The sequence below is a fragment of the Erwinia sp. STN24 genome, from assembly GCF_041320675.1.
GTDB lineage: Bacteria > Pseudomonadota > Gammaproteobacteria > Enterobacterales > Enterobacteriaceae > Erwinia > Erwinia aeris.
Genome location: NZ_JBGGPM010000002.1, coordinates 107,690 through 125,794, shown reverse-complemented (window position 1 = coordinate 125,794; position 18,105 = coordinate 107,690). Strand labels below are relative to the sequence as shown.

Below are 18,105 nucleotides of genomic sequence, written 5' to 3'. Positions count from 1 at the left end.
TCCTCTGCTTGACGACTGGTTTACCGCCCATCAGCAGCGGCTGGCGCGCTTCTCGCCGGTGGCTATTTACGGGCGCATCACCGGCATCAGCGGCATTCTGCTGGAAAGCAGCCTGCCGGGCGCCCGCATTGGCGATCTCTGCCAGATTGAGGGCAAAAACAACACGCGTGTGCTGGCGGAAGTGGTGGGATTCAACCCTCAGCACACGCTGCTTTCCGCCTTAGGCCAGCTGGACGGCATCGCCCAGGGCGCCCGCGTGACGCCACTGTTTCTGCCGCACAGCATCCGCGTGTCTGAGCAATTGCTGGGCAGCGTGCTGGACGGCTTTGGTCGCCCGATTGAAGCGGGCAGCGTCAGCGCGTTTGCGTTGCCGGGCGAAGCGGACAATGTCAAACCGGTGCTGGGCGATGCGCCGCCGCCAACGGCCCGACCCAGGATCGACACGCCGTTGCCGACCGGGATGCGCGCCATCGACGGGCTGCTGACGCTGGGCGTCGGCCAGCGCGTGGGTATTTTTGCGGGTGCAGGCTGCGGCAAAACCACGCTGCTGGCCGAACTGGCGCGCAATACGCCGTGCGACGTGATTGTGTTTGGTCTGATAGGCGAGCGCGGCCGCGAACTGCGTGAGTTTCTTGACCATGAGCTGGATAGCGAGCTGCGCAGCCGTACGGTGCTGCTGTGCGCCACGTCCGATCGCAGCAGCATGGAGCGCGCCCGCGCGGCTTTTACCGCCACCGCCATCGCCGAAGCCTTTCGCGACCAGGGCAAAAGCGTGCTGCTGATCCTGGACTCCCTGACCCGTTTTGCCCGCGCGCAGCGTGAAATCGGCCTGGCGCTCGGCGAACCGCCGGGACGTGGCGGCCTGCCGCCCTCGGTCTATACGCTGTTGCCAACCCTGCTTGAACGCGCCGGACAAACCACTACCGGCGCGATCACCGCGCTCTATTCGGTGCTGATTGAACAGGATTCAATGAACGATCCGGTCGCGGACGAGGTGCGCTCGCTGATTGACGGCCATATCGTGCTGACGCGCAAGCTGGCGGAGCGCGGTCATTATCCGGCTATCGACATTCTTGCCAGCCTCAGCCGCACCATGAGCAACGTGGTGGCGCGCCAGCAGATTAAAGAGGCGACCTCCGTGCGCCAGCTGATGGCGGCCTGGCAGCAGGTGGAAATGCTGATCCGGCTGGGCGAATACCAGCCGGGCAACGACAGCCTGACGGATGCGGCGGTAGAGGCGCAGGACGCCATCAACGGCTATCTGCAACAGGCGATGCGCGCGCCGTCCGGCTTCGAGCAGACCTGTTTTCAGCTGTCAGAGGTGAGCCGCTATGCGCCGTCACGTTAATCCGGAACCGGAGCCGGTTGCCGACGTCGCCGCCGTTGAGCTGCGGCGCACGCTGGATCTGCTGCTGCCGATCCGTCGTCAGCGGCTCAACCGCAGTGAAAGACAGCAGCGCGAGCAGGAGCAGACGCTGCGCCAGCTGGAGACGCAAACAGATCGGGCTGGCGAACAGCTGAACGAGCGGCGGCAGGGCTATCAGCAGCTGAGAGCGGGTTTCGCGGCGCAAAACTGCGGCGTGCGTCAGGCCAGCTATCTGCTGGAGCGCGCCCTCGAACAGGAGCAGCAGGCGCTGAAAAAGGTGCACAGCGGACAGCTGAAGCTGCACGAACTGACCCAGGCTCAGCATGATCAGCAGCAGCGCGTCGAGGCGGCGCGTCAGGAGACGCGGCAGCGACAGCGCGATGTGGAGAAACTGGAATTTTTACTACAGCAGGAGGTAAGCGAATGATTACCCTTTCCGCACAGAGACAGGCGGCGCGGCTGCAACAGCAGCACGATCTCCAGCGCCAGACAACGGAACGCCACAGGGAGCAGCGCGGCGAAGCGCGCATCGCGCAGCGTAAAGAGAAGCCTGCCGACGACGGTGAAAAGGTTGCGCTACGCCGCGAGCCGCGCAAGCCCGCGCGTGAAGAAGATGCATTGTTCAGCGAACTGCTGGAAGAGGGCGAGAGGCCGTTTACGCCGCCGCCTTTCAGCCAGTCCGATTCTCAGCAGCAGGGCTTTGCGCAGCTGGATGAAAGCAGCGCTTACGGCGCGCCGCCCGCGATGGCGATGTGGCAGGAAATCGAAACGGATCTGCTCGCTGCCACGGAGCAGCGCCCGCCCGCTGAGATGACGCTGACGCTGCTCTTGCCGAAGCTGGGCCACATCGACGCCCGCTTTTCCGCGCTGGCCGCAGGCGGTTGGGATATCGCCCTGCAGCTGCAGCCCGCCGCCTGGCGCGTCCTGCTGCCGCATCAGGAGCGCTGTCGTCTGTCGCTGCGTCAGCGCATGGCCTGTCAGGTACGGCTGCGTTTCGAACGACGCTCGTCGGAGCAGGAAGCATGAACAGGCTGTCGCTAAAAAAACTCAGTAAACAGGCCGCGCGGCTGCGCGGGCAAATCGGCGCGGGCTGTTTTTATCCCTGGCAGCTGGCCGGTGAACCGGGCGTGCTGCGTCTGGCGCTGGCTGACGGCTATCAGCCCGGCGAAATGAGCGTCTGGCAGTGCGAAGCGGGCACGCTGGCATTTACCGACGCGCAGGCGGTGCTGTCGCTGATGGCCGCCACGCCTACTTTTGCCCTGCCTGCGACCGCGCCGGAACAAAGCTGGTACTGGCCGTGGTGGCAAAGTCAACTTTCTGGCGAACTTCTGGCGTTGTTCGGCCACATAGCTGTAACGGAAGAAAAAGCAGCGGGCGAATTTCTGCTGGTGATGACGCTGGCATGGGGAGACAGAGAGGCGCGCAGCCTGCTGGCGCTCTCAGCCGACACCCTGTCGCGTCTTCTGAGCAAACCCGGCTGGCAGCGAGAAGCCATGCCGCTTCCGCCCGATTTACCACTGGCTTTGCCGCTGATTATCGGCGAAGTCGAGCTGTCGCCAGGCGCGCTGAAGCGCGGTGATGTGGTGCTGCCGCCGCAGCCTTTTTTTGCCCCGGACGGGCGTGGAACGATCCGTTGCGCCGGGCGTTTGCTGCACGGAGAGTTGCGGATAACGCCCGGTACGACGGCTCATTTTTATCTTAGCGAGATGGAGAACGATGACGTGACTTTGCCCCCTGACGAGTTTGAGCAGCCGATCACTCCCGATCCCCAGTGGGACGAGGGATCGACGACGGAAGCCACGGATTTCTCCGTACTGCCGCTGGCGCTGTCGGTACGCTGCGGCCAGCTGCAGCTGACGCTGGGAGAACTCTCTGCCCTCGCTCCGGGCGCGACGGTGATGATCGATAACGTGACGCCCGGCGAAGCGCTGCTCTGCCACGGCGACTATGCGGTAGCGAAAGGCGAGCTGGTCGACGTGGAGGGCCGCCTTGGCCTGCAAATCACCCAGATGCTGCCGGGCCACAACCCGCTGGCGCGGTAGACGCATGGATGCTTTATCGCTGAACCCGATGACGCTGGCGCTGTTTCTTGGCGCGCTGTCGCTGGTGCCGATTTTAATGATTGTCTGCACCTGCTTTTTAAAAATCTCTATGGTGCTGATGCTGACCCGCAACGCGATGGGCGTGCAGCAGGTGCCGCCCAACATGGCGATTTACGGCATTGCGCTGGCCGCCTCGCTGTTTGTGATGGCGCCGGTTTTCAACGAAATCAGCCAGCGGGTAAAAACGGTGCCGATTGACACCCAGTCCGCGGAGCGGCTCGACTATACGGTCAGCAACGGCGCGGAGCCGCTGAAGCGTTTTATGGTGAAGAATACCGACCCGGATATCTTGATCCACCTACAGGAAAACGCGCAGCGCATGTGGCCAAAAGAGATGTCGGCCACGGTATCTCACGACAGCCCGCTGCTGCTGATCCCCTCGTTTGTTTTGTCGGAGCTGCAAAACGGCTTCAAGATCGGCTTTCTGATTTTTATTCCCTTTATCGTGGTGGATCTGATCGTCTCCAACGTGCTGCTGGCGCTGGGGATGCAGATGGTGTCGCCCATGACCATTTCGCTGCCGCTGAAAATTCTGCTGTTCGTGCTGGTCAGCGGCTGGACGCGGCTGCTCGACGGCCTGTTTTACAGCTATCTGTGAGGGAAAAATGGATATCCTGACCCTTTTTCGCCAGGCGATGCTGCTGGTGGTGATCCTTTCCGCGCCGCCGCTGATCGTGGCGGTAATCGTCGGCGTCATCGTCTCGCTGCTGCAGGCGGTGATGCAGCTTCAGGATCAGACGCTGCCTTTCGCCATTAAGCTGGTGGCGGTGGGCGTCGCGCTGGCGCTGACCGGCCGCTGGATTGGCGTGGAGCTGACCGAACTCACGCAAAGCGCCTTTGCCATGATGCCTAACGTGAAGTACTAACCAGAAGTTAGCTTTATAAAAAAATAAACCCGCCGGATCGGCGGGTTGTTATTACAGGGTAAAGGACAGGTTTATTCACGCGACTGCTCTGGCAATCAGGCGCTGTAAATTTCTCTGTCAGCGACTTCATAGCCGTTATTTTGCGTGCCGCGACAGCTTCGCCGCCAGGAAACGAGGTGTTCGTAAGTGCCTGTTGCAGCTCGCCATCAACATAAATTTTACTGCCGCTGCCTTTTACCGTCGTGCCATTAATGTTGGCCGGTCATAAAAACCGGCTGATAGTCAGGAATCGATTTCCAACGGAATACGATAGTTAATACCGTTGATGCGCACGCGCAGCTTGTTGTCTTTCGGCAGTGCTTTCGTGGTCAGCACCAGCGTGCCGTCGGTATCAAAAGCGATGCCGTGCCCGCTAAGCGTACCAAAAGCAGCGGCATCAACCGGTGTCCACGGAGAGCTCAGCTTGCTGACTACCGTATCTGCCACGACCTCGCCACGCGGTGTCCACAGGAAGCACTTGCCGCCATGAAAACGGCTGTCGGTAGTGCTTTCAACCTGTACGTGAACGTAGCCGCTGTTGGCGGGCAGCTTCACATAGATGCTCACATTATTCGCATAGGGCCGGTTTAGCCGGATATCGGTTACCGGGCTCGATCCCCTGACTTCCACCGCGCCCACTGCTTTAACCGTATCGTCGCCTTTCGCCCGGCGCATACGCAGGATAGCTTCCCCGCCGCCAAAGTTATTGGTCAGATTATTAATGGCGCCGCTTGCTGCCGGGCTCTCAGAACGGGCGCCTAAAAAGCGCACGGTAACCTGATCGCTTTCGGCCGTGGTGACATAGTCGCCAACGTAAACCCATACCGGCGCTTCGGTGGTGTTGTTAAAGCGCAGATTGGAGCTGTACCAGTTAGCCGCCATGGATCCGGCCAGCGTGGTGCCAAAAGATTCTTCACGACGGTAGCCCATATCGTAACCGCCGAGATAGCGCACTACCGTGGCGTTATTACGGTTAAACGCGGCGTTTTGCAAATTGATATGGCGCAAAATAGCTTTTGTAAAGGTGATATCGGCAGGCACCGTTGCGCCTTCCATACTGAACACGTCAATGGTCCACTCGCCGTTACTGATATCCATCGGGTAGTTACATTTCTCCATCCAGCCGTTGTAGATACAGCACTGGGTGGCGCGCGGTAAATCAAAGGCCGGCGTAGTAGAGTGGCTTTCCTGCACGTTAAAGTTGCTGAGTTCGATAGCGGTAAGATGATTCCATGAATTTTGATAAGACGGACGGCCTTTCAAAATAGAGTCGTAAGTATTGCTGGTGTAAAAGCTGTTGAACTTCGTATCCAGCGTATCGATCATATTAAATACGATGCCGCCCGTTTGGCTAATATTAAGCCTGTCGCACTGATAGTACTGTCCTTCGGCGCATTTATTCGTCATAAAGCCGCGCGTATTTTTTGCTAAATCGTACTGACCATAAATTTCGAGGCAGGAAACTTCCGTGCGGCGAGCATTGGTATTAAAAACAAAACTGCCTTCATCGCCTATAAGCGTGAGCTTTGCCACAGGCGAGTAGCCGTAAGCAACGGTAGGCCCATTAATTCTCAGCATACGCAGGTAAACAGAAGAAATATTCAGGCTGGATACGGCATAATTACCTTCAGGAAAAGTAATCCAGGCTTTATATGCCTCGCCTGAATGCTTAAACGTGAAGTTATACATGGCTTTGATCGCGGCGATAGCGTCCGTTTTACCATCCGGTACGGCGCCAAAGTCGCCAATGTTTAAATCTGCCAGGTTATTGATTTGTCGACGCCAGTGGTAGGCGTTGCCGGCGGTATTGGCAATGGTGCCGCCATCGTCCGTTGCTGCCGTCAGCGAGCCGACAAACCAGCCGCCGCCGGTGCCTTTATAAATGGCCTCACCAGGGGCGGTGTGACAGCGAAGCAGCACGCTTTCGCCTTCATAGGCAGGGGCAAGCTTGCGCAGATCGTTAAAAGTGGCAACGCTTTTCGTATGTACGTCATTAACAGTAGTAGTGGGCATTTTTTTCTCCAATGAAAAAATAATTTTTAATTAACCAGGCGAGTTAACCCATTGGATATTTAATCTTAAATATCCGGTTTCATTTAATATTATGCAACCTTGTAAGGGTCTTAACTGCGCCTGTTTTCTTTTTTAACATGGGAAATTCGTTACGAATATGATTTTTTTACGATGATCGTTAATATTATTTTTCAGGGCGCGATTTACCTTTTTTTATTTTTTTTGCAAGGGGCTTGTGATGGGGGTTTTTCTTAAAATATCTTGTAAGAATAATCTTGCCCGCAATGAACGTAAGCAGGCGCTTACCATCTTTAAGTAATCCGTACATCCGTATAGCTTTTTTAGTGAACTTTCTGTGGTTTTCTGCCACTCAGCTATAAACGGCAACCCGAAAGATTTAACAATATGTGGAACAACGTCCTTTTTGATGGCTACCACTTTATCCTTGCGCTGACGCTGGCGATGGCGCGCATTTTCCCCTGCCTGCTGCTGTCGCCGGTGTTCTCGTTCAACGCCATTAAAGGCGGCCTGCGCTCCGGCATCGTGCTGGCGCTGGCGCTGTTTCCCGCACCGATGATCCAGCAGCAGCTGGCGGCGGACGATCCCTCGCTGTTTCTGCTGGCGGCGCTGGCGCTGAAAGAGGTGATTATCGGCGTGGCGATCGGCCTGCTGATGGCGATGCCGTTCTGGCTGTTCGAGTCGGTGGGCGCGTTGTTTGATAACCAGCGTGGCGCGCTGACGGGCGGCCAGCTCAACCCGCAGCTCGGGCCGGACGCCACGCCGCTCGGCTTTTTGATGCAGCAGTCGATTATCCTGCTGCTGGTAGTCGGGCTGGGCCTGTCGACCATTACGCAGATTATCTGGGATAGCTATAGCCTCTGGCCGCCGATGCAGTGGCTGCCGCTGCCGGGCGAAGCCGGGCTGAAGGTCTATCTGGAGCTGCTGGGTGGTATCTTCACGCATATGGTGCTTTACGCCGGGCCGCTGGTGGCGCTGCTGCTGCTGGTGGATTTTAGCGTCGGCATCCTCAGCATCTACAGCCCGCAGCTCCAGGCTACCGTGCTGGCGATGCCCGCCAAATGCCTGTTGGGCATGCTGTTCTTTGTACTCTATTTGCCGATCCTGAATTACGTTGCGGGCGAGCGGCTGTTCGATTTAAAAGATCTGGTGCCGCAGCTGGCGGACATGTTTAAAGGGGTGCGCTGATGGCGGAAAAAACCGAAGACGCCACGCCCCAAAAGCTCAAGGAGTCGCGCAAAAAGGGTCAGGTCGCCCAGACGCCGGATATTCCCAAACTGCTGATTTGCGTAGGCGTGATGGAGACGATTTTCGCGCTGGTCGGCGGCGGCATGCAGCGGCTGGAGGCGATGATTATGCTGCCGCTTGCCCGCCTGAACGATCCTTTCGGCCATGCCATGCAGGAAGTGATGCTGGACGGGGTGATGGTGCTTTGCTATTTCTGCGGCATCGTCTGCGCGCTGATTTTTCTGCTGCGCATTATCGGCGGCTGGCTACAGTTCGGCCCGCTGTTTTCTACCGAGGCGCTGGCGCCAAAGTTCGACGCCATCAACCCGGTCGGCCACCTGAAGAATATGTTTTCCGGCAAACAGCTGAGCACGCTGCTGACCAGCGTGCTGAAGGCGGTCGCCATCGGCGTTATTTTTTACCTGGCGATCGAACCCGACCTGGGGCCGCTGGCGCAGCTGGCCTACGGCGAGGATCTCAACGGCTTTTGGCAGGCGGTGCTGGCGCTGTTTATAAAAATCGTGCGGGAAACGCTGGCGCTACTGCTGGTGCTGAGCGCGTTCGATTTCGGCCTGCAAAAATATTTCTTCCTCAAACAGCAGCGCATGAGCCATGACGATATCCGCAACGAGTTCAAGCAGAGCGAAGGCGATCCGCATATGAAAGGGCATCGCAAATCGCTGTCGCATCAGATCCTTAACGAAGAGCCCAGGCCCAGAAGAGAAGTGGCGGTGGAAGAGGCGGATATGGTGCTGGTCAACCCTACGCACTTTGCCGTCGGGCTTTACTACCGCGCCGGTGAAACGCCGCTGCCGCGCCTGCTGTTTAAGGCGGAAGGCTTAGATGCGCAGGATATTATTGAGGAAGCCAAAAAACGGCAGATGCCGGTGATCCGTTTCGTCTGGCTGACCCGCACGCTGTTCAGAACGGTGAATGAAGGCGACTATATCCCGCGAGAAACGCTGAAGGCCGTCGCCCAGGTCTATCGCCTGCTGAAAGAGCTGGAGGATCAGCAGCTGGATGAAGTGCTGGAAATCGAAGAGTAACAGAGCGTGCAATGCCAAAGCCGCTTTACTGAGCACGGGTGTAATGTCATTTTTAGTCAGTTCATAAAGTTGAGTAATTGAATTTATATCAATTAAATCAATATGTTAACTGGTAAACTTCCATTTGAAGATGGCCGTTTACGGCTTATTTCCCGGAATACGGAAACCTTTCCGCTACGGAAACTGCTTAAGGAAATTTAGTGCCAGATAATCCGTAGCCTTAACGGGAATACGCTTTTTTATATTATACGTTTCCCCGTTTTATGTCGGGGCCTGCTGGCTACGTCATATCCGCCAGCGAATACAGCGTGCCGATCGCATCCTGCGGCACTTCGCTGCCGGTGAGTTGGAGCATCAGCAGCGGCGCGCCTTCGGGCGTAGCGGAAAGATAACAGCCTTCGTAACGGCCGGGCGCGAGAAAGCGGCGCATCAGCGCCTCACGCAGCCGGAAAGGGGAAAAAGGAGCGGGCAGCAGCTGGAGCGTCGGCACGGGTTGCGCATAAAAACGCAGCTCGTGTCCGACGGGATCGCACCAGCAGCACGCCTCACCACGCTGCCATGCAGCCAGAAAGGCGCGATGGGAATCGACGCGGATCACTGATTAACCGAAGCCTGTGAATAGTCAAAAGGCCCGTTGCGCATATCCGGCTGCCACCAGATGGTGACCGCCCGATCGTCCGACACCGGGCGACAAGACATCTCGCTACAGCCCGCGAACTTAGGCTTTGCACAGGCGGTAAGCAGCATCGCCATCAGCAGGATCAGAACAGGTTTTTTCATTATCAGCCTCATTAGCGCGACAGCAGGCGCGTCGTTTTTACGCCGCTGGTGGACAGCGACACCGGCGCCGATTGCAGCAGCGACACGCGGCCAGGTCTGGCCGGCGCCTGCGTATCGTAAGCCACGTACACCTCGGTGGATTCGCCCGGTTGCAGGCGGGTATGCGGCCAGGCGGCCACGGCCAGCGTGCGATCGCCCCGGCAGGATGCCTCGTCAAAACGCGCCTCTTTTCCGCTGGTGTTGGTGATCACGCCTACCGAAATCTGCATCGCGTCGTTGCCGTACCACTGCTGGCGAGCGCTGGCGCGGAAGGTCAGCGGTACCGAACAGAGCGAGCCGAGCGGCAGCCCCGTCTGGCTGGGCTGTAAACCGCCCGGCTGACGGCTTTCGGCCAGATCCTGCATCGCATTTTCGATGGTGCGCTTCATGTCGCCGAACTGATGGCGTCGGTTGATATCCCGCAGCGCATCGTTAATCTGCGCGCTGTTTTGCGCATCAACGTAGCGGGAAGGATCGACCTGGTCGCCAATCAGGTGCGGCGTAATAATAAACAGCCGCTCGCGCTGAGAAGTGGTGCGGTTGTTGGAGGTAAACAGCTTGCCCAGCAGTGGAATTTTGCCGAGGATCGGCACGCGCTCTTCGTCATCGCCGCTCTGCTTGGTGTGGAAACCGCCCATCACCAGCGACCGTTTTTCCTGCACCAGTGCCTGAGTGCTGATCACGCCGTTTTCCGTACCCTGCGCGCTGCCGTCCTCGTTTTTGTCCAGCTTGCCGTCTTCCACATCCACCACCAGCTGCACGGCGGCTTTTTCCGGGTTATCACCGATTGAACGCGGCGTGACGCGCAGGCTGGTGCCCGCCGTTACTTCCCGAATGTCCGCAACCCGCTCGCCGATGGCGGTGATAAAGGCGGTATTGCTGAAGTCGATCACCGCAGGCTGGTTTTCCAGCGTCAACACCGACGGATTGGCGATAATCGACGCGGTGCCTTCGCCTTCCAGCGCCTGAATATCGGCGAAGAAGCGGTTAAAATCGGTAACGAACAGGGTACTGGCGCCGTTCAGCATCGACGCGCCGGCGGTTACGTTGCCGAACTGCCCGGACCAGTTGGTGGAAAGACGGGCCAGCTCGTTGCGGTCGATATCCACGATGACCGCATCGATTTCAATCAGCTTCTGCGGCACGTCGATCATTCTGACCAGCTCCTGATACTCCGAGCGCAGCTTTTTGTTGTCGCGCACCAGCAGCGTGTTGTTGCGTACGTCGGCGGAGACTTTCCCCTGCAGCGTTTTGCCCGGCTGCTGCTCGTTGCTGCGGCCAAGCCGGGTATTGCGGCCAATCATCTGTTCCATGATGCTGCGGCTTTCGTTCTGCATCGCCTGGTAGGGGCTGTCGCTGCCGCCGCGACCGTTCTGCGTGGTGGTGGCGCCGTTGGCCGAACCGTTGCTGTTTTGCCCCAGCAGTTCGTTAAGCATGGTGGCCACGCCGGGCACCACCAGCGTCTGGTTGCGATATTTGATAGTGCGATCCGCCACGTCAGCATATTTCAGCGGAAACGCCATCATTTGCTTGTCTTCGCTGGTTTCCGGCTCGGATTTTTTGCTGAAATCCGCAATCAGATCGACATATTTGGGCGGCCCGGTGACCAGCACCACGCCGTCGTCGGGCAGCTCGCCCCAGCCGAATCGCGGCTCCAGCAGGCCGACGCCCTGTAGCGCCTGTTTAATATCGGGCGCGGCATCCGGGCTGATCTTCAGACGACGCGAGGTCTGCTGCGACTGTGGGCTGACATAAAGCGTGTTGTTATAGACGAACCACTGAAAGCGATACTCCAGCGCCAGCCTGTTCAGAAAGGCCTCGGCATTGTCGGAGCGCAGGCGCGCGGTGACAAAGGTATCGGGCAGGCCGGTGACGTTGGCATCCACGCCGTGGCTGCCGGCGAAATCCTGCAGGATCACGCTGAGCGGCGTATTGTCAGCGGAATAGGCGTAGGCGCCTTCGCGCCATTCTTCCGGTGTAGTGGCGTAGCTGTGTGAGACAGAAAGCCCGATCGCCAAAGCCAGCAGCAAAGGGCGAAAGGGTAAAAAAGCAGACGGCGTAGGCACGCTTCTCTCCTTGTTACAGGCTCGTTGGCCGCATTAGCATCAGCAGGGTGTCCTGCCAGATTTCACATTGATTACAAAGACTTTCTAACAGCGCGACGGCGGCCTCTTTTGCGTCGCTTTTTAACCGCGCCAGCAGACAAAGCGTTTCGCGCTGCGGATGCAGGCAAAGCGCGGCGGTAAGGTCGCCGAAGTGATGCAGCGCCGGGTCGGTCAGCCGCAGCGCCCGCTGCATCAGCGCATCATTAACAGGCACAGGCAGCTGTAGCTCGGCAAAAAAAAACCAGCCGCCGGGCAGGCGCTGTAGCGTGATCGGCATCTCGTCAATCCACAGCGCCAGCTCGCCGTTGGTTTTATCCAGACAGGCTTCAATCAGATCGGCGACATCAGTTGATGGCATCAATGATGGCCTTGCGGATACCATGCTTGTACTGGGTGTACTGCGAGCTGGCCCAGTTGGCGTTGGAGACGTCGAGCATCTCGTTCTGGAAGGCGTACATATCACTGACGTTAAACGGCTGGTCCTGACTCTCTTGCGCGAACTGATACATATCTTTTTGCGCGTGCGCGACCTGACTGGTCAGGCGACGCTGGATCGAATCTTCATAGCTCATCGTTTCAGTCTCCGGTTGGGGGGTGCCATTAAGTGGCGGAGAACGCGAGCGGGTTCCGACGAGGCGAAAAAATTGTTGTGGCAGAAAAGAAGGGCGCTAGTCGGGGATCAGCGCCGCGCAAACCTGAGTCCAGCTCAGGCTCAGCTCGCCGTTGTCGGTGGTCAGCCGCAGCGTGTCGGCATCCAGCGAACTGTCGCTGACCAGCTGCCAGTCGAGCGGATGCTGCTTCAGCCAGGCGGCAGCTTCATCCTGTCGGACGGGCGCGCAGCTTAGCGTAGCGGCAGCCTGACGGCCCTGCGCCTGTTGCAGCTGCCGCAGCATGGCGGTCAGGCGGTCATCGGCGGGCAGCGCCGCCAGCAGCTGATTCATTGCCTGTTTCAGCAGCGCCTCGGCCTGGGGGATCAGCGCCTCCTGCCACTGCTGCTGCTGCTGCTGCCAGTCGGCGAAAAACTGCTCCGCCTGCGCGACAAAAGCCTGCTGTCGATCGGCAACGGCCGCGTCCGCGCGCGTTCTGGCTTCTTCCAGCAGCCGATCGGCTTCTTCTTCGGCACGGGCCAGCCGCTGCTGCGCCTGTTGTTCCGCCGTTTGCAGCAGGCTCAGCGCCTGCTGATGGTCAACCAGCGCTTCGCGGCTCAGCAGCGGCCCCGCAGGCATCGCCAGCACGGCAAGTTTTTTAGTGATCCACATGCGGCTCGGTTCCTGATTGCTGACACTGCCAGATGGCCGCGTCGTAAAGCGCCGCCAGCCTGGCGTGCGGCAGCGTTAACGTGGGATATTCTTCCAGCTGTGCGGCCCATTCAGGGGGAAAACGCAGCCGTAAACGAGGCCAGCTTTCCGGATGTAGCGCGCGCAGCAGCAGCAGGCCGCCGATGGGCCAGGGATGAAAGCAGGCGGCATCCAGCCAGCTGTCGCAGCGCAGGCCTTTGCTTAAGCGCCGACACCAGATCAAATCGCTGCCCGCCATCCCGGACGGCGTGGCCTGTGGGGCGCAGGTGGCGGCCAGCAGCGCCAGTAGACGCTGCCAGCGCTCGTCGTCGAACGCGATCAGCGCCAGCATCCGCGCTGACGGTTCCGGCGGCAGGGCGGGGGAGATGCCGAAGCTGGCCGCGACGGCCTGCGGCTGCTGCCAGCTCAATGCCTGCTGCGCCGCCGGCGGCAGAGCGAAAAAGTCGGATGTCCAGCCCGCCTCCGCCTGTTGCCACCAGCCCTGCTGCCACCAGTGCAGCCAGTCCGCGATGGAAGCCTGCTCCACGGCTTATTTTCCTGTCGCCGCAGCGGCGCTGGCCGGTTTTTCTTTTTTCCGGCCGGGTTTGAACAGCAGCAAAGCGAAGGCGATCAGCAGCACGATGGCGAACAGCGCGAATACCCATTTCACCGTGCCGTACTCATCCGGCGAAAGCTGAAACGGCCCCATCTGTACCACTTCAATCTTGTCTTCATAGGTCTGCGCCGGCACAAAAACGATCGCTAAATCCTTATCGCTTTTGCCCGCCAGGCCCGGAATGCTGGTGGAAACCATCTGGCGGATGCGCGGCTCAATGCTGTCCGGATCCAGGGTGTTATGGTATTTGATAAACACCGAGGCGGAAGCGGGCTGTACCGGCTCGCCGGGCGCCAGCCTTTCCGGCAGCACTACGTGCACGCGCGCCACCACCACACCGTCGATCTGCGCCAGCGTCGATTCCACCTCCTGCGAAAGCGCATAGATATAGCGGGCGCGCTCCTCCATCGGGCTGGAAATCACGCCGCTTTTCTGGAACACCTCGCCAAGATTGGTGCGCGCCTTGTGCGGCAGCCCGGCGGAGTCGAGGATTTTTACGCTGCGCTCGATATTTTCCGCATCGACCGACACGGAAATGCCCGCTTTTTCAATCAGCTTTTGCGCGGCAATTTGATGCTGATTCAGTTCGGCGATGATATCGTTGGCGTCGCTTTCCGCCAGCCCGCTGTACAGCACGGTTTTATCGCCGCAGCCGACCAGAAAAAGCGCCAGCGAGCTAATCATTAGCCATTTCAGCAAAAGTTTCATAGGGGCTTACTGTAGGTTGGTCAGTTTATCAATGCTCTGAACGCCTTTGGCGACGATTTTTGCATTCATTAAATTTTCAATATAGTAATTAGATAAGGCGGCATTAGCCTGACTAAATTCTAATAAATTGGACGAGCGGGAAGCTTTTTGTAAATCCTGATAGGCTTCTTTTCTCTGGTGTTCATTATTACTTAATGAACTGGCAATGCCGGAAAGAAAATTCGTGACTTCGGCAGGGGCGGAAACTTTTTCAACCTGCGGTTCTTTAAGCTGGGCCGAAAAAAAATCGACGTCGCTTTGCTGCGGCTCCGCCGTGGTTTTTATTTGCGGAAGCTCGGTTAAATCTGCCGGGGAGGAATTTATTTTCATAACGATCTCGCGCTGGATAACAGAACGAAAAGCGGTGCGGGTCAGGGGCGCAGACCCGCACCAGCAGGCGAAACTAGTACTGGATTTTTACCTGAGCGGCAGCAGAACCCGCCTTACTGGCACTGTCCGCAACGCCGTTCATTTTGTTGTTCTGTGCATCAAGCTTGGCTTTATCGACCATATCCTGCTGCATCTGGCCCTGAACATCCTGCATCTGTGACATAAAGCTTGCGCCATCAGTTGCGCTTTCAACTCTTGTTGCCGCTGTAGCTGCAGTAGAGATACCTGAGGATACTGAAGACATAGTGTGGCTCCTGATTATATTAAGGGGTGGTTGTTAGCATATTCGTTAATTAAGTGGGTGTGGCGCAAAAAGGGTTCCAAAGAAAACAAATTATTTTTATAAACGCATCAGGCAACAATATTCAGCAATTTGATACGGTGATAAAGGGTGCGGCGCGGAATACCTAATTCATGCACCACGTCATCAATCTTATGGCCGTGACGATGCAGACACTCTTTAATCAGGCTGCGCTCAATGCGACGCAGGCGATCTTTTAATAATGTCGCTTCGCCTTCGCCCGGCGTGATATTACACAGCGGCGGCAGATGCAGCACGTGGCGTTCCGCCGCGGCTTTCAGCTCGCGAATATTGCCGGGCCAGCTGTGCAACAGCAGAGCTTCGTCCAGCGCCAGCGAACGCGGCGGAATAGGCTGCTGTAGCCGCATGGCCGCTTCCTGGGTAAAGCGGCGAAACAGCGGAATAATCAGTTCGGCATGGGAACGCACCGTCGGCGTCTCCAGCTTGATGGTGGAAAGCCGAAAATAGAGGTCGCGGCGAAAACGTCCTGCATCCACCAGCTCAATCAGCGGCGTCTGGGAAGCAGCGATCACGCGTAGATCCAGCGGCACGGGCTGCGTGGAACCCAGTCGGTGAATGGCGCGGGTTTCCAGCACGCGCAGCAGCTTCGCCTGTAATATCAGCGGCATGCTGTCTATTTCATCCAGAAACAGAATGCCTTTGTCAGAGGCTTCAATGTAGCCCGGCCGGGAATGCGTGGCGCCGGTGTAGGCGCCGGCGATTACGCCGAACAGTTCGCTTTCCGCCAGGTTTTCCGGGATAGCCGCGCAGTTCACGGAAATCAGCGGCCCTTTCGCGCCCGAAAGCTGGTAGATGCGGCGGGTCAGCGTATCTTTGCCCGTCCCGGTTTCGCCTTCCAGCAGCAGATCGACTTTCAGCGGCGCAAGGTTGTCGATCAGCGGATGCAGGCTGGCGTGGATATCCGTTCTGGCTGCGCCAGGCTCGGTAAGGAAAGCCGTGACTTTATCGTGACGGATACTGCCTGATTCTTTCTCACTACCCGTTACCATATTTTCTCCTGTCTACCCTCGGACTATGCAGTTAGCAATCTGCTGCAACTTAAGCGAAAACAACACGGGATCAGCGGCGGGCTGCTCGGGGTAACACTCAATATTCGCTTACTATTTACTAGCGCGGCCTTGAGAGGCTATCAGTTTCCTCTGAAGTTGTTGTGGGGATCTCCGTGGGGCAAAGTAGGGAAATCCCTACACAAATTTCGCAGCGCAGCGGTAAGCTGATGTAAACAAGCGCATTATTTAGATTACAAAACGTTAAGAATGTGTAATTTAATTTACCGTAATTAAGACTTTACCAGCGCCAATGGAACATGCCCGGCCCGATCGCCACCCAACACGGAGACGAAGCCTTGACGGGTGGACTCGTGACGATCATTTCACTGAACAGAGGAAGCGGCATGAAAATAGGCGGCGGTGTAAACGGCGCGATTGGCGGCGGCAAAACGGGTGGCGATGCGGGTCTGGAGCTACCACTCAGCAACAAGCAAAATAACGGTCAGGGCAGCCCGGGACTGGGTAATATCCTGAATTTTGCTACTTCGGCGTCAAACAGCGGCGGCGGCCAGGGCGTGCAGTTTGGCAGCAAAGAGGCGCTTGCCCAGAACGGCAGTAACGGCAGTAACGGCAGCAGCCAGTCGACAGGCAACGAAAGCAGTATTACGCAATTGCTGAACGCCATTCTGGAGCTGTTGAAAGGCAGCGAGGCGAACAGCGATAAAAACGGCTCTGGCTCTTCGGGCTCTGGCAACGGAACGTCCGGCGCTCAGGAAGCCGCCGGCAGCGGCGATATCATGACCCAGCTGATGGAGATGATTAAAAAGATGCTGGGGCAGTCATCTGAAGGCGCCAACGCATCCGGCCAGGGTGGCTCAGGCGGCTCGGGCGGCGCAACGCAGGGTGGTAAGGGAGCCGAAGACGAGCAGGGCAGCAGCGGGCTGGCTGCTAAGCTGGGCGGTGCCCTGCAGATGCTGGGCCTGGGCGCCATTCTTTCAGCCCTTTCCGGCGGCGCTGGTGCGCAGGGCGGCGGCGAAAGCAAATAGGTTTTCCGGCATACCTTTTCAGGGCGATCGTCGATCGCCCTTTTTTTATCAGGCTGGCAGCGTGCCTTTACCGGTAGCAATGGTATTGGCAAAATCCATCACCTTATCGACATAGGTCGCGTCGCCCGTGCCCGTTTTGGAAATATCACTTAAATCAGCGGTGTTGACGTTGTTTGGCCCGGAATTATAGGCGCGCAGAGCTGCGCCCATACTGCCATCAAATGCGCCGAGCTGCTCTTTCATGTAGAGCGCGCCCGCCATGATATTGTCATGCGCGTTATCAGGGCTGGCGTTGGCGCCCAGCAAATCCGGATTTTTACTTTGCAGATCGGCAAAGGTATTGCTGTTGACCTGCATCAGACCGGCATCCTGTAGCCCGTTGCCGCCGTTGACCGTCGCCGCGCCCAGATTGCCGCGGGACTCCTGCCAGATTTGCGCGGCAAGCACGTTAGCAGGCACGCCGGTAGCCTGCGCCGCATCCTGAATGTCGGCCTCAAAAGGCTTGAGCGAGTCGGGCAGATGAAGATCGCTGCTGCCGAGAGAGAGGGCCGGAGAGCTGCCTGACGTCGCGCTCGTCTGGGCTGCGGACAGCGCTGGGACAGCGGTTTGCGCTCCGCTGTTTTCCGCTGGGTTACCGCTGTTTTTGAACGTTACTGGCGCGGTGGTGCTGCCTGAACCGGTAGCGCCGTTTTCGCCACTGCTGGCCTGCTGGCCCTGAAGCAGCTGCTGGATCAGCGGCAGCACGGCCTTCATGATTTCCGATATCAGCTGCGATACCTGCTGCGACAGGTCGCTGTTTTGCTGCGTGTCGTTGCCGTTATTATCAAGCAGACTTTCCAGCGAGGTGCCCTGGCTGCCTGACTGCGCGAAATTAATCGAGGCCTGGTGTTTTTCATTAAGCGGACTAAGTAAATCTTCGCCGGGCGACAACAAACTATCCAGGCCGGGGATAGTCGGCGGCAAAGCGTTAGCGGAAGAAATTGGGGTCATCATGAATTTCCTTAAGCGTAGACCAGGGAAGAGTGATGATTAGTGGCCCGGAGGCGGTATGGGTTCCGCCTGAGGGGAACTTCCCGTTTTGTCACGCCACTTACTGCTACGGATTTTTACCAGATGG

22 protein-coding genes are annotated in these 18,105 nt (G+C 58.0%); 9 read left to right on the top strand and 13 right to left on the bottom strand.

The window, feature by feature from the left end; translation table 11 throughout:
• Positions 1-4 precede the first annotated feature (4 nt).
• The 6 genes from sctN to sctS are packed head-to-tail and all read left to right on the top strand — an operon-like array spanning position 5 to position 4,334.
• On the top strand, positions 5-1,348 hold the full coding sequence (sctN, locus tag ACA373_RS10840; RefSeq protein ID WP_301289735.1) for a type III secretion system ATPase SctN: 1,344 nt from the start codon (positions 5-7) through the stop codon (positions 1,346-1,348).
• Positions 1,332-1,793 (top strand): type III secretion protein, encoded by a 462-nt coding sequence (locus ACA373_RS10835; RefSeq protein ID WP_301252571.1) that lies wholly within the window; start codon positions 1,332-1,334, stop codon positions 1,791-1,793. The genes sctN and ACA373_RS10835 overlap by 17 nt, the downstream gene beginning before the upstream one ends.
• Positions 1,790-2,392, top strand: a complete 603-nt coding sequence (locus tag ACA373_RS10830; RefSeq protein WP_370734493.1) for a type III secretion system HrpP C-terminal domain-containing protein — start codon at positions 1,790-1,792, stop codon at positions 2,390-2,392. Before ACA373_RS10835 ends, ACA373_RS10830 begins: the two co-directional genes overlap by 4 nt.
• Positions 2,389-3,408: a FliM/FliN family flagellar motor switch protein gene (locus ACA373_RS10825; RefSeq protein WP_253454952.1), complete on the top strand. Its 1,020-nt coding sequence runs from the start codon at positions 2,389-2,391 to the stop codon at positions 3,406-3,408. Before ACA373_RS10830 ends, ACA373_RS10825 begins: the two co-directional genes overlap by 4 nt.
• A 4-nt stretch (positions 3,409-3,412) precedes the next feature.
• On the top strand, positions 3,413-4,066 hold the full coding sequence (sctR, locus tag ACA373_RS10820) for a type III secretion system export apparatus subunit SctR (RefSeq protein WP_125288530.1): 654 nt from the start codon (positions 3,413-3,415) through the stop codon (positions 4,064-4,066).
• A gap of 7 nt (positions 4,067-4,073) precedes the next feature.
• The gene (sctS, locus tag ACA373_RS10815) at positions 4,074-4,334 is read left to right on the top strand and encodes a type III secretion system export apparatus subunit SctS (RefSeq protein ID WP_253454951.1); all 261 of its coding nucleotides are present in this window, start codon (positions 4,074-4,076) and stop codon (positions 4,332-4,334) included.
• Positions 4,335-4,616: 282 nt separating this feature from the next.
• On the opposite strand, the gene ACA373_RS10810 is transcribed toward sctS, so the two are convergent.
• Positions 4,617-6,386, bottom strand: a complete 1,770-nt coding sequence (locus ACA373_RS10810) for a hypothetical protein (protein ID WP_253454950.1) — start codon at positions 6,384-6,386, stop codon at positions 4,617-4,619.
• 405 nt (positions 6,387-6,791) lie between these two features.
• Here ACA373_RS10810 and sctT point away from each other — a divergent pair, with 405 nt between their 5' ends.
• Positions 6,792-7,592: a type III secretion system export apparatus subunit SctT gene (gene sctT, locus ACA373_RS10805; RefSeq protein ID WP_253454949.1), complete on the top strand. Its 801-nt coding sequence runs from the start codon at positions 6,792-6,794 to the stop codon at positions 7,590-7,592.
• Positions 7,592-8,677, top strand: a complete 1,086-nt coding sequence (sctU, locus tag ACA373_RS10800) for a type III secretion system export apparatus subunit SctU (RefSeq protein WP_253454948.1) — start codon at positions 7,592-7,594, stop codon at positions 8,675-8,677. Before sctT ends, sctU begins: the two co-directional genes overlap by 1 nt.
• A gap of 280 nt (positions 8,678-8,957) precedes the next feature.
• Here sctU and ACA373_RS10795 read toward each other — a convergent pair whose 3' ends face one another.
• From ACA373_RS10795 to ACA373_RS10745, 11 genes are all read right to left on the bottom strand, one after another.
• On the bottom strand, positions 8,958-9,275 hold the full coding sequence (locus tag ACA373_RS10795) for a hypothetical protein (RefSeq protein ID WP_253454947.1): 318 nt from the start codon (positions 9,273-9,275) through the stop codon (positions 8,958-8,960).
• Positions 9,272-9,457 carry an HrpT family type III secretion system protein gene (gene hrpT / locus ACA373_RS10790; RefSeq protein ID WP_125288536.1) on the bottom strand — a complete coding sequence of 62 codons (186 nt, stop codon included), beginning with the start codon at positions 9,455-9,457 and terminating at the stop codon, positions 9,272-9,274. The genes ACA373_RS10795 and hrpT overlap by 4 nt, the downstream gene beginning before the upstream one ends.
• Before the next feature lie 11 nt (positions 9,458-9,468).
• Positions 9,469-11,562 carry a type III secretion system outer membrane ring subunit SctC gene (gene sctC / locus ACA373_RS10785; protein WP_253454945.1) on the bottom strand — a complete coding sequence of 698 codons (2,094 nt, stop codon included), beginning with the start codon at positions 11,560-11,562 and terminating at the stop codon, positions 9,469-9,471.
• Between the two features lie 13 nt (positions 11,563-11,575).
• Positions 11,576-11,959 (bottom strand): type III secretion system chaperone, encoded by a 384-nt coding sequence (locus tag ACA373_RS10780; RefSeq protein ID WP_253454944.1) that lies wholly within the window; start codon positions 11,957-11,959, stop codon positions 11,576-11,578.
• Positions 11,946-12,173, bottom strand: a complete 228-nt coding sequence (locus tag ACA373_RS10775; RefSeq protein WP_253454943.1) for a type III secretion protein HrpF — start codon at positions 12,171-12,173, stop codon at positions 11,946-11,948. Before ACA373_RS10775 ends, ACA373_RS10780 begins: the two co-directional genes overlap by 14 nt.
• A 96-nt stretch (positions 12,174-12,269) precedes the next feature.
• On the bottom strand, positions 12,270-12,860 hold the full coding sequence (gene sctL, locus ACA373_RS10770; protein WP_301252576.1) for a type III secretion system stator protein SctL: 591 nt from the start codon (positions 12,858-12,860) through the stop codon (positions 12,270-12,272).
• Positions 12,847-13,425, bottom strand: coding sequence for a type III secretion protein HrpD (locus ACA373_RS10765; protein ID WP_253454941.1), 579 nt, complete (start codon positions 13,423-13,425; stop codon positions 12,847-12,849). The genes sctL and ACA373_RS10765 overlap by 14 nt, the downstream gene beginning before the upstream one ends.
• 3 nt (positions 13,426-13,428) lie before the next feature.
• Positions 13,429-14,202, bottom strand: a complete 774-nt coding sequence (gene sctJ / locus ACA373_RS10760) for a type III secretion system inner membrane ring lipoprotein SctJ (RefSeq protein WP_253454940.1) — start codon at positions 14,200-14,202, stop codon at positions 13,429-13,431.
• Positions 14,203-14,208: 6 nt separating this feature from the next.
• The gene (locus ACA373_RS10755) at positions 14,209-14,571 is read right to left on the bottom strand and encodes an EscI/YscI/HrpB family type III secretion system inner rod protein (protein WP_301252577.1); all 363 of its coding nucleotides are present in this window, start codon (positions 14,569-14,571) and stop codon (positions 14,209-14,211) included.
• Between the two features lie 73 nt (positions 14,572-14,644).
• Positions 14,645-14,875 carry a hypothetical protein gene (locus ACA373_RS10750; RefSeq protein WP_253454938.1) on the bottom strand — a complete coding sequence of 77 codons (231 nt, stop codon included), beginning with the start codon at positions 14,873-14,875 and terminating at the stop codon, positions 14,645-14,647.
• 107 nt (positions 14,876-14,982) lie between these two features.
• Positions 14,983-15,942, bottom strand: coding sequence for a sigma 54-interacting transcriptional regulator (locus ACA373_RS10745; protein WP_370734492.1), 960 nt, complete (start codon positions 15,940-15,942; stop codon positions 14,983-14,985).
• A gap of 404 nt (positions 15,943-16,346) precedes the next feature.
• On the opposite strand from ACA373_RS10745, the gene ACA373_RS10740 reads away from it, so the two are divergent.
• On the top strand, positions 16,347-16,988 hold the full coding sequence (locus tag ACA373_RS10740; protein ID WP_301729848.1) for a hypothetical protein: 642 nt from the start codon (positions 16,347-16,349) through the stop codon (positions 16,986-16,988).
• A 48-nt stretch (positions 16,989-17,036) separates the two neighbouring features.
• Here ACA373_RS10740 and ACA373_RS10735 read toward each other — a convergent pair whose 3' ends face one another.
• Positions 17,037-17,981 carry a lytic transglycosylase domain-containing protein gene (locus tag ACA373_RS10735; protein WP_301252579.1) on the bottom strand — a complete coding sequence of 315 codons (945 nt, stop codon included), beginning with the start codon at positions 17,979-17,981 and terminating at the stop codon, positions 17,037-17,039.
• Positions 17,982-18,105: the final 124 nt, after the last annotated feature.

Bases quoted from the DNA above. Each gene is read 5' to 3' on its own strand.
- ACA373_RS10835 (WP_301252571.1), top strand. From the start codon at position 1,332: ATGCGCCGTCACGTTAATCCGGAACCGGAGCCGGTTGCCGACGTCGCC.
- ACA373_RS10830 (WP_370734493.1), top strand. From the start codon at position 1,790: ATGATTACCCTTTCCGCACAGAGACAGGCGGCGCGGCTGCAACAGCAG.
- ACA373_RS10825 (WP_253454952.1), top strand. From the start codon at position 2,389: ATGAACAGGCTGTCGCTAAAAAAACTCAGTAAACAGGCCGCGCGGCTG.
- sctR (WP_125288530.1), top strand. From the start codon at position 3,413: ATGGATGCTTTATCGCTGAACCCGATGACGCTGGCGCTGTTTCTTGGC.
- sctS (WP_253454951.1), top strand. From the start codon at position 4,074: ATGGATATCCTGACCCTTTTTCGCCAGGCGATGCTGCTGGTGGTGATC.
- ACA373_RS10810 (WP_253454950.1), bottom strand. From the start codon at position 6,386: ATGCCCACTACTACTGTTAATGACGTACATACGAAAAGCGTTGCCACT.
- sctT (WP_253454949.1), top strand. From the start codon at position 6,792: ATGTGGAACAACGTCCTTTTTGATGGCTACCACTTTATCCTTGCGCTG.
- sctU (WP_253454948.1), top strand. From the start codon at position 7,592: ATGGCGGAAAAAACCGAAGACGCCACGCCCCAAAAGCTCAAGGAGTCG.
- hrpT (WP_125288536.1), bottom strand. From the start codon at position 9,457: ATGAAAAAACCTGTTCTGATCCTGCTGATGGCGATGCTGCTTACCGCC.
- ACA373_RS10780 (WP_253454944.1), bottom strand. From the start codon at position 11,959: ATGCCATCAACTGATGTCGCCGATCTGATTGAAGCCTGTCTGGATAAA.
- ACA373_RS10775 (WP_253454943.1), bottom strand. From the start codon at position 12,173: ATGAGCTATGAAGATTCGATCCAGCGTCGCCTGACCAGTCAGGTCGCG.
- sctL (WP_301252576.1), bottom strand. From the start codon at position 12,860: ATGTGGATCACTAAAAAACTTGCCGTGCTGGCGATGCCTGCGGGGCCG.
- sctJ (WP_253454940.1), bottom strand. From the start codon at position 14,202: ATGAAACTTTTGCTGAAATGGCTAATGATTAGCTCGCTGGCGCTTTTT.
- ACA373_RS10755 (WP_301252577.1), bottom strand. From the start codon at position 14,571: ATGAAAATAAATTCCTCCCCGGCAGATTTAACCGAGCTTCCGCAAATA.
- ACA373_RS10750 (WP_253454938.1), bottom strand. From the start codon at position 14,875: ATGTCTTCAGTATCCTCAGGTATCTCTACTGCAGCTACAGCGGCAACA.
- ACA373_RS10745 (WP_370734492.1), bottom strand. From the start codon at position 15,942: ATGGTAACGGGTAGTGAGAAAGAATCAGGCAGTATCCGTCACGATAAA.
- ACA373_RS10740 (WP_301729848.1), top strand. From the start codon at position 16,347: ATGAAAATAGGCGGCGGTGTAAACGGCGCGATTGGCGGCGGCAAAACG.
- ACA373_RS10735 (WP_301252579.1), bottom strand. From the start codon at position 17,981: ATGATGACCCCAATTTCTTCCGCTAACGCTTTGCCGCCGACTATCCCC.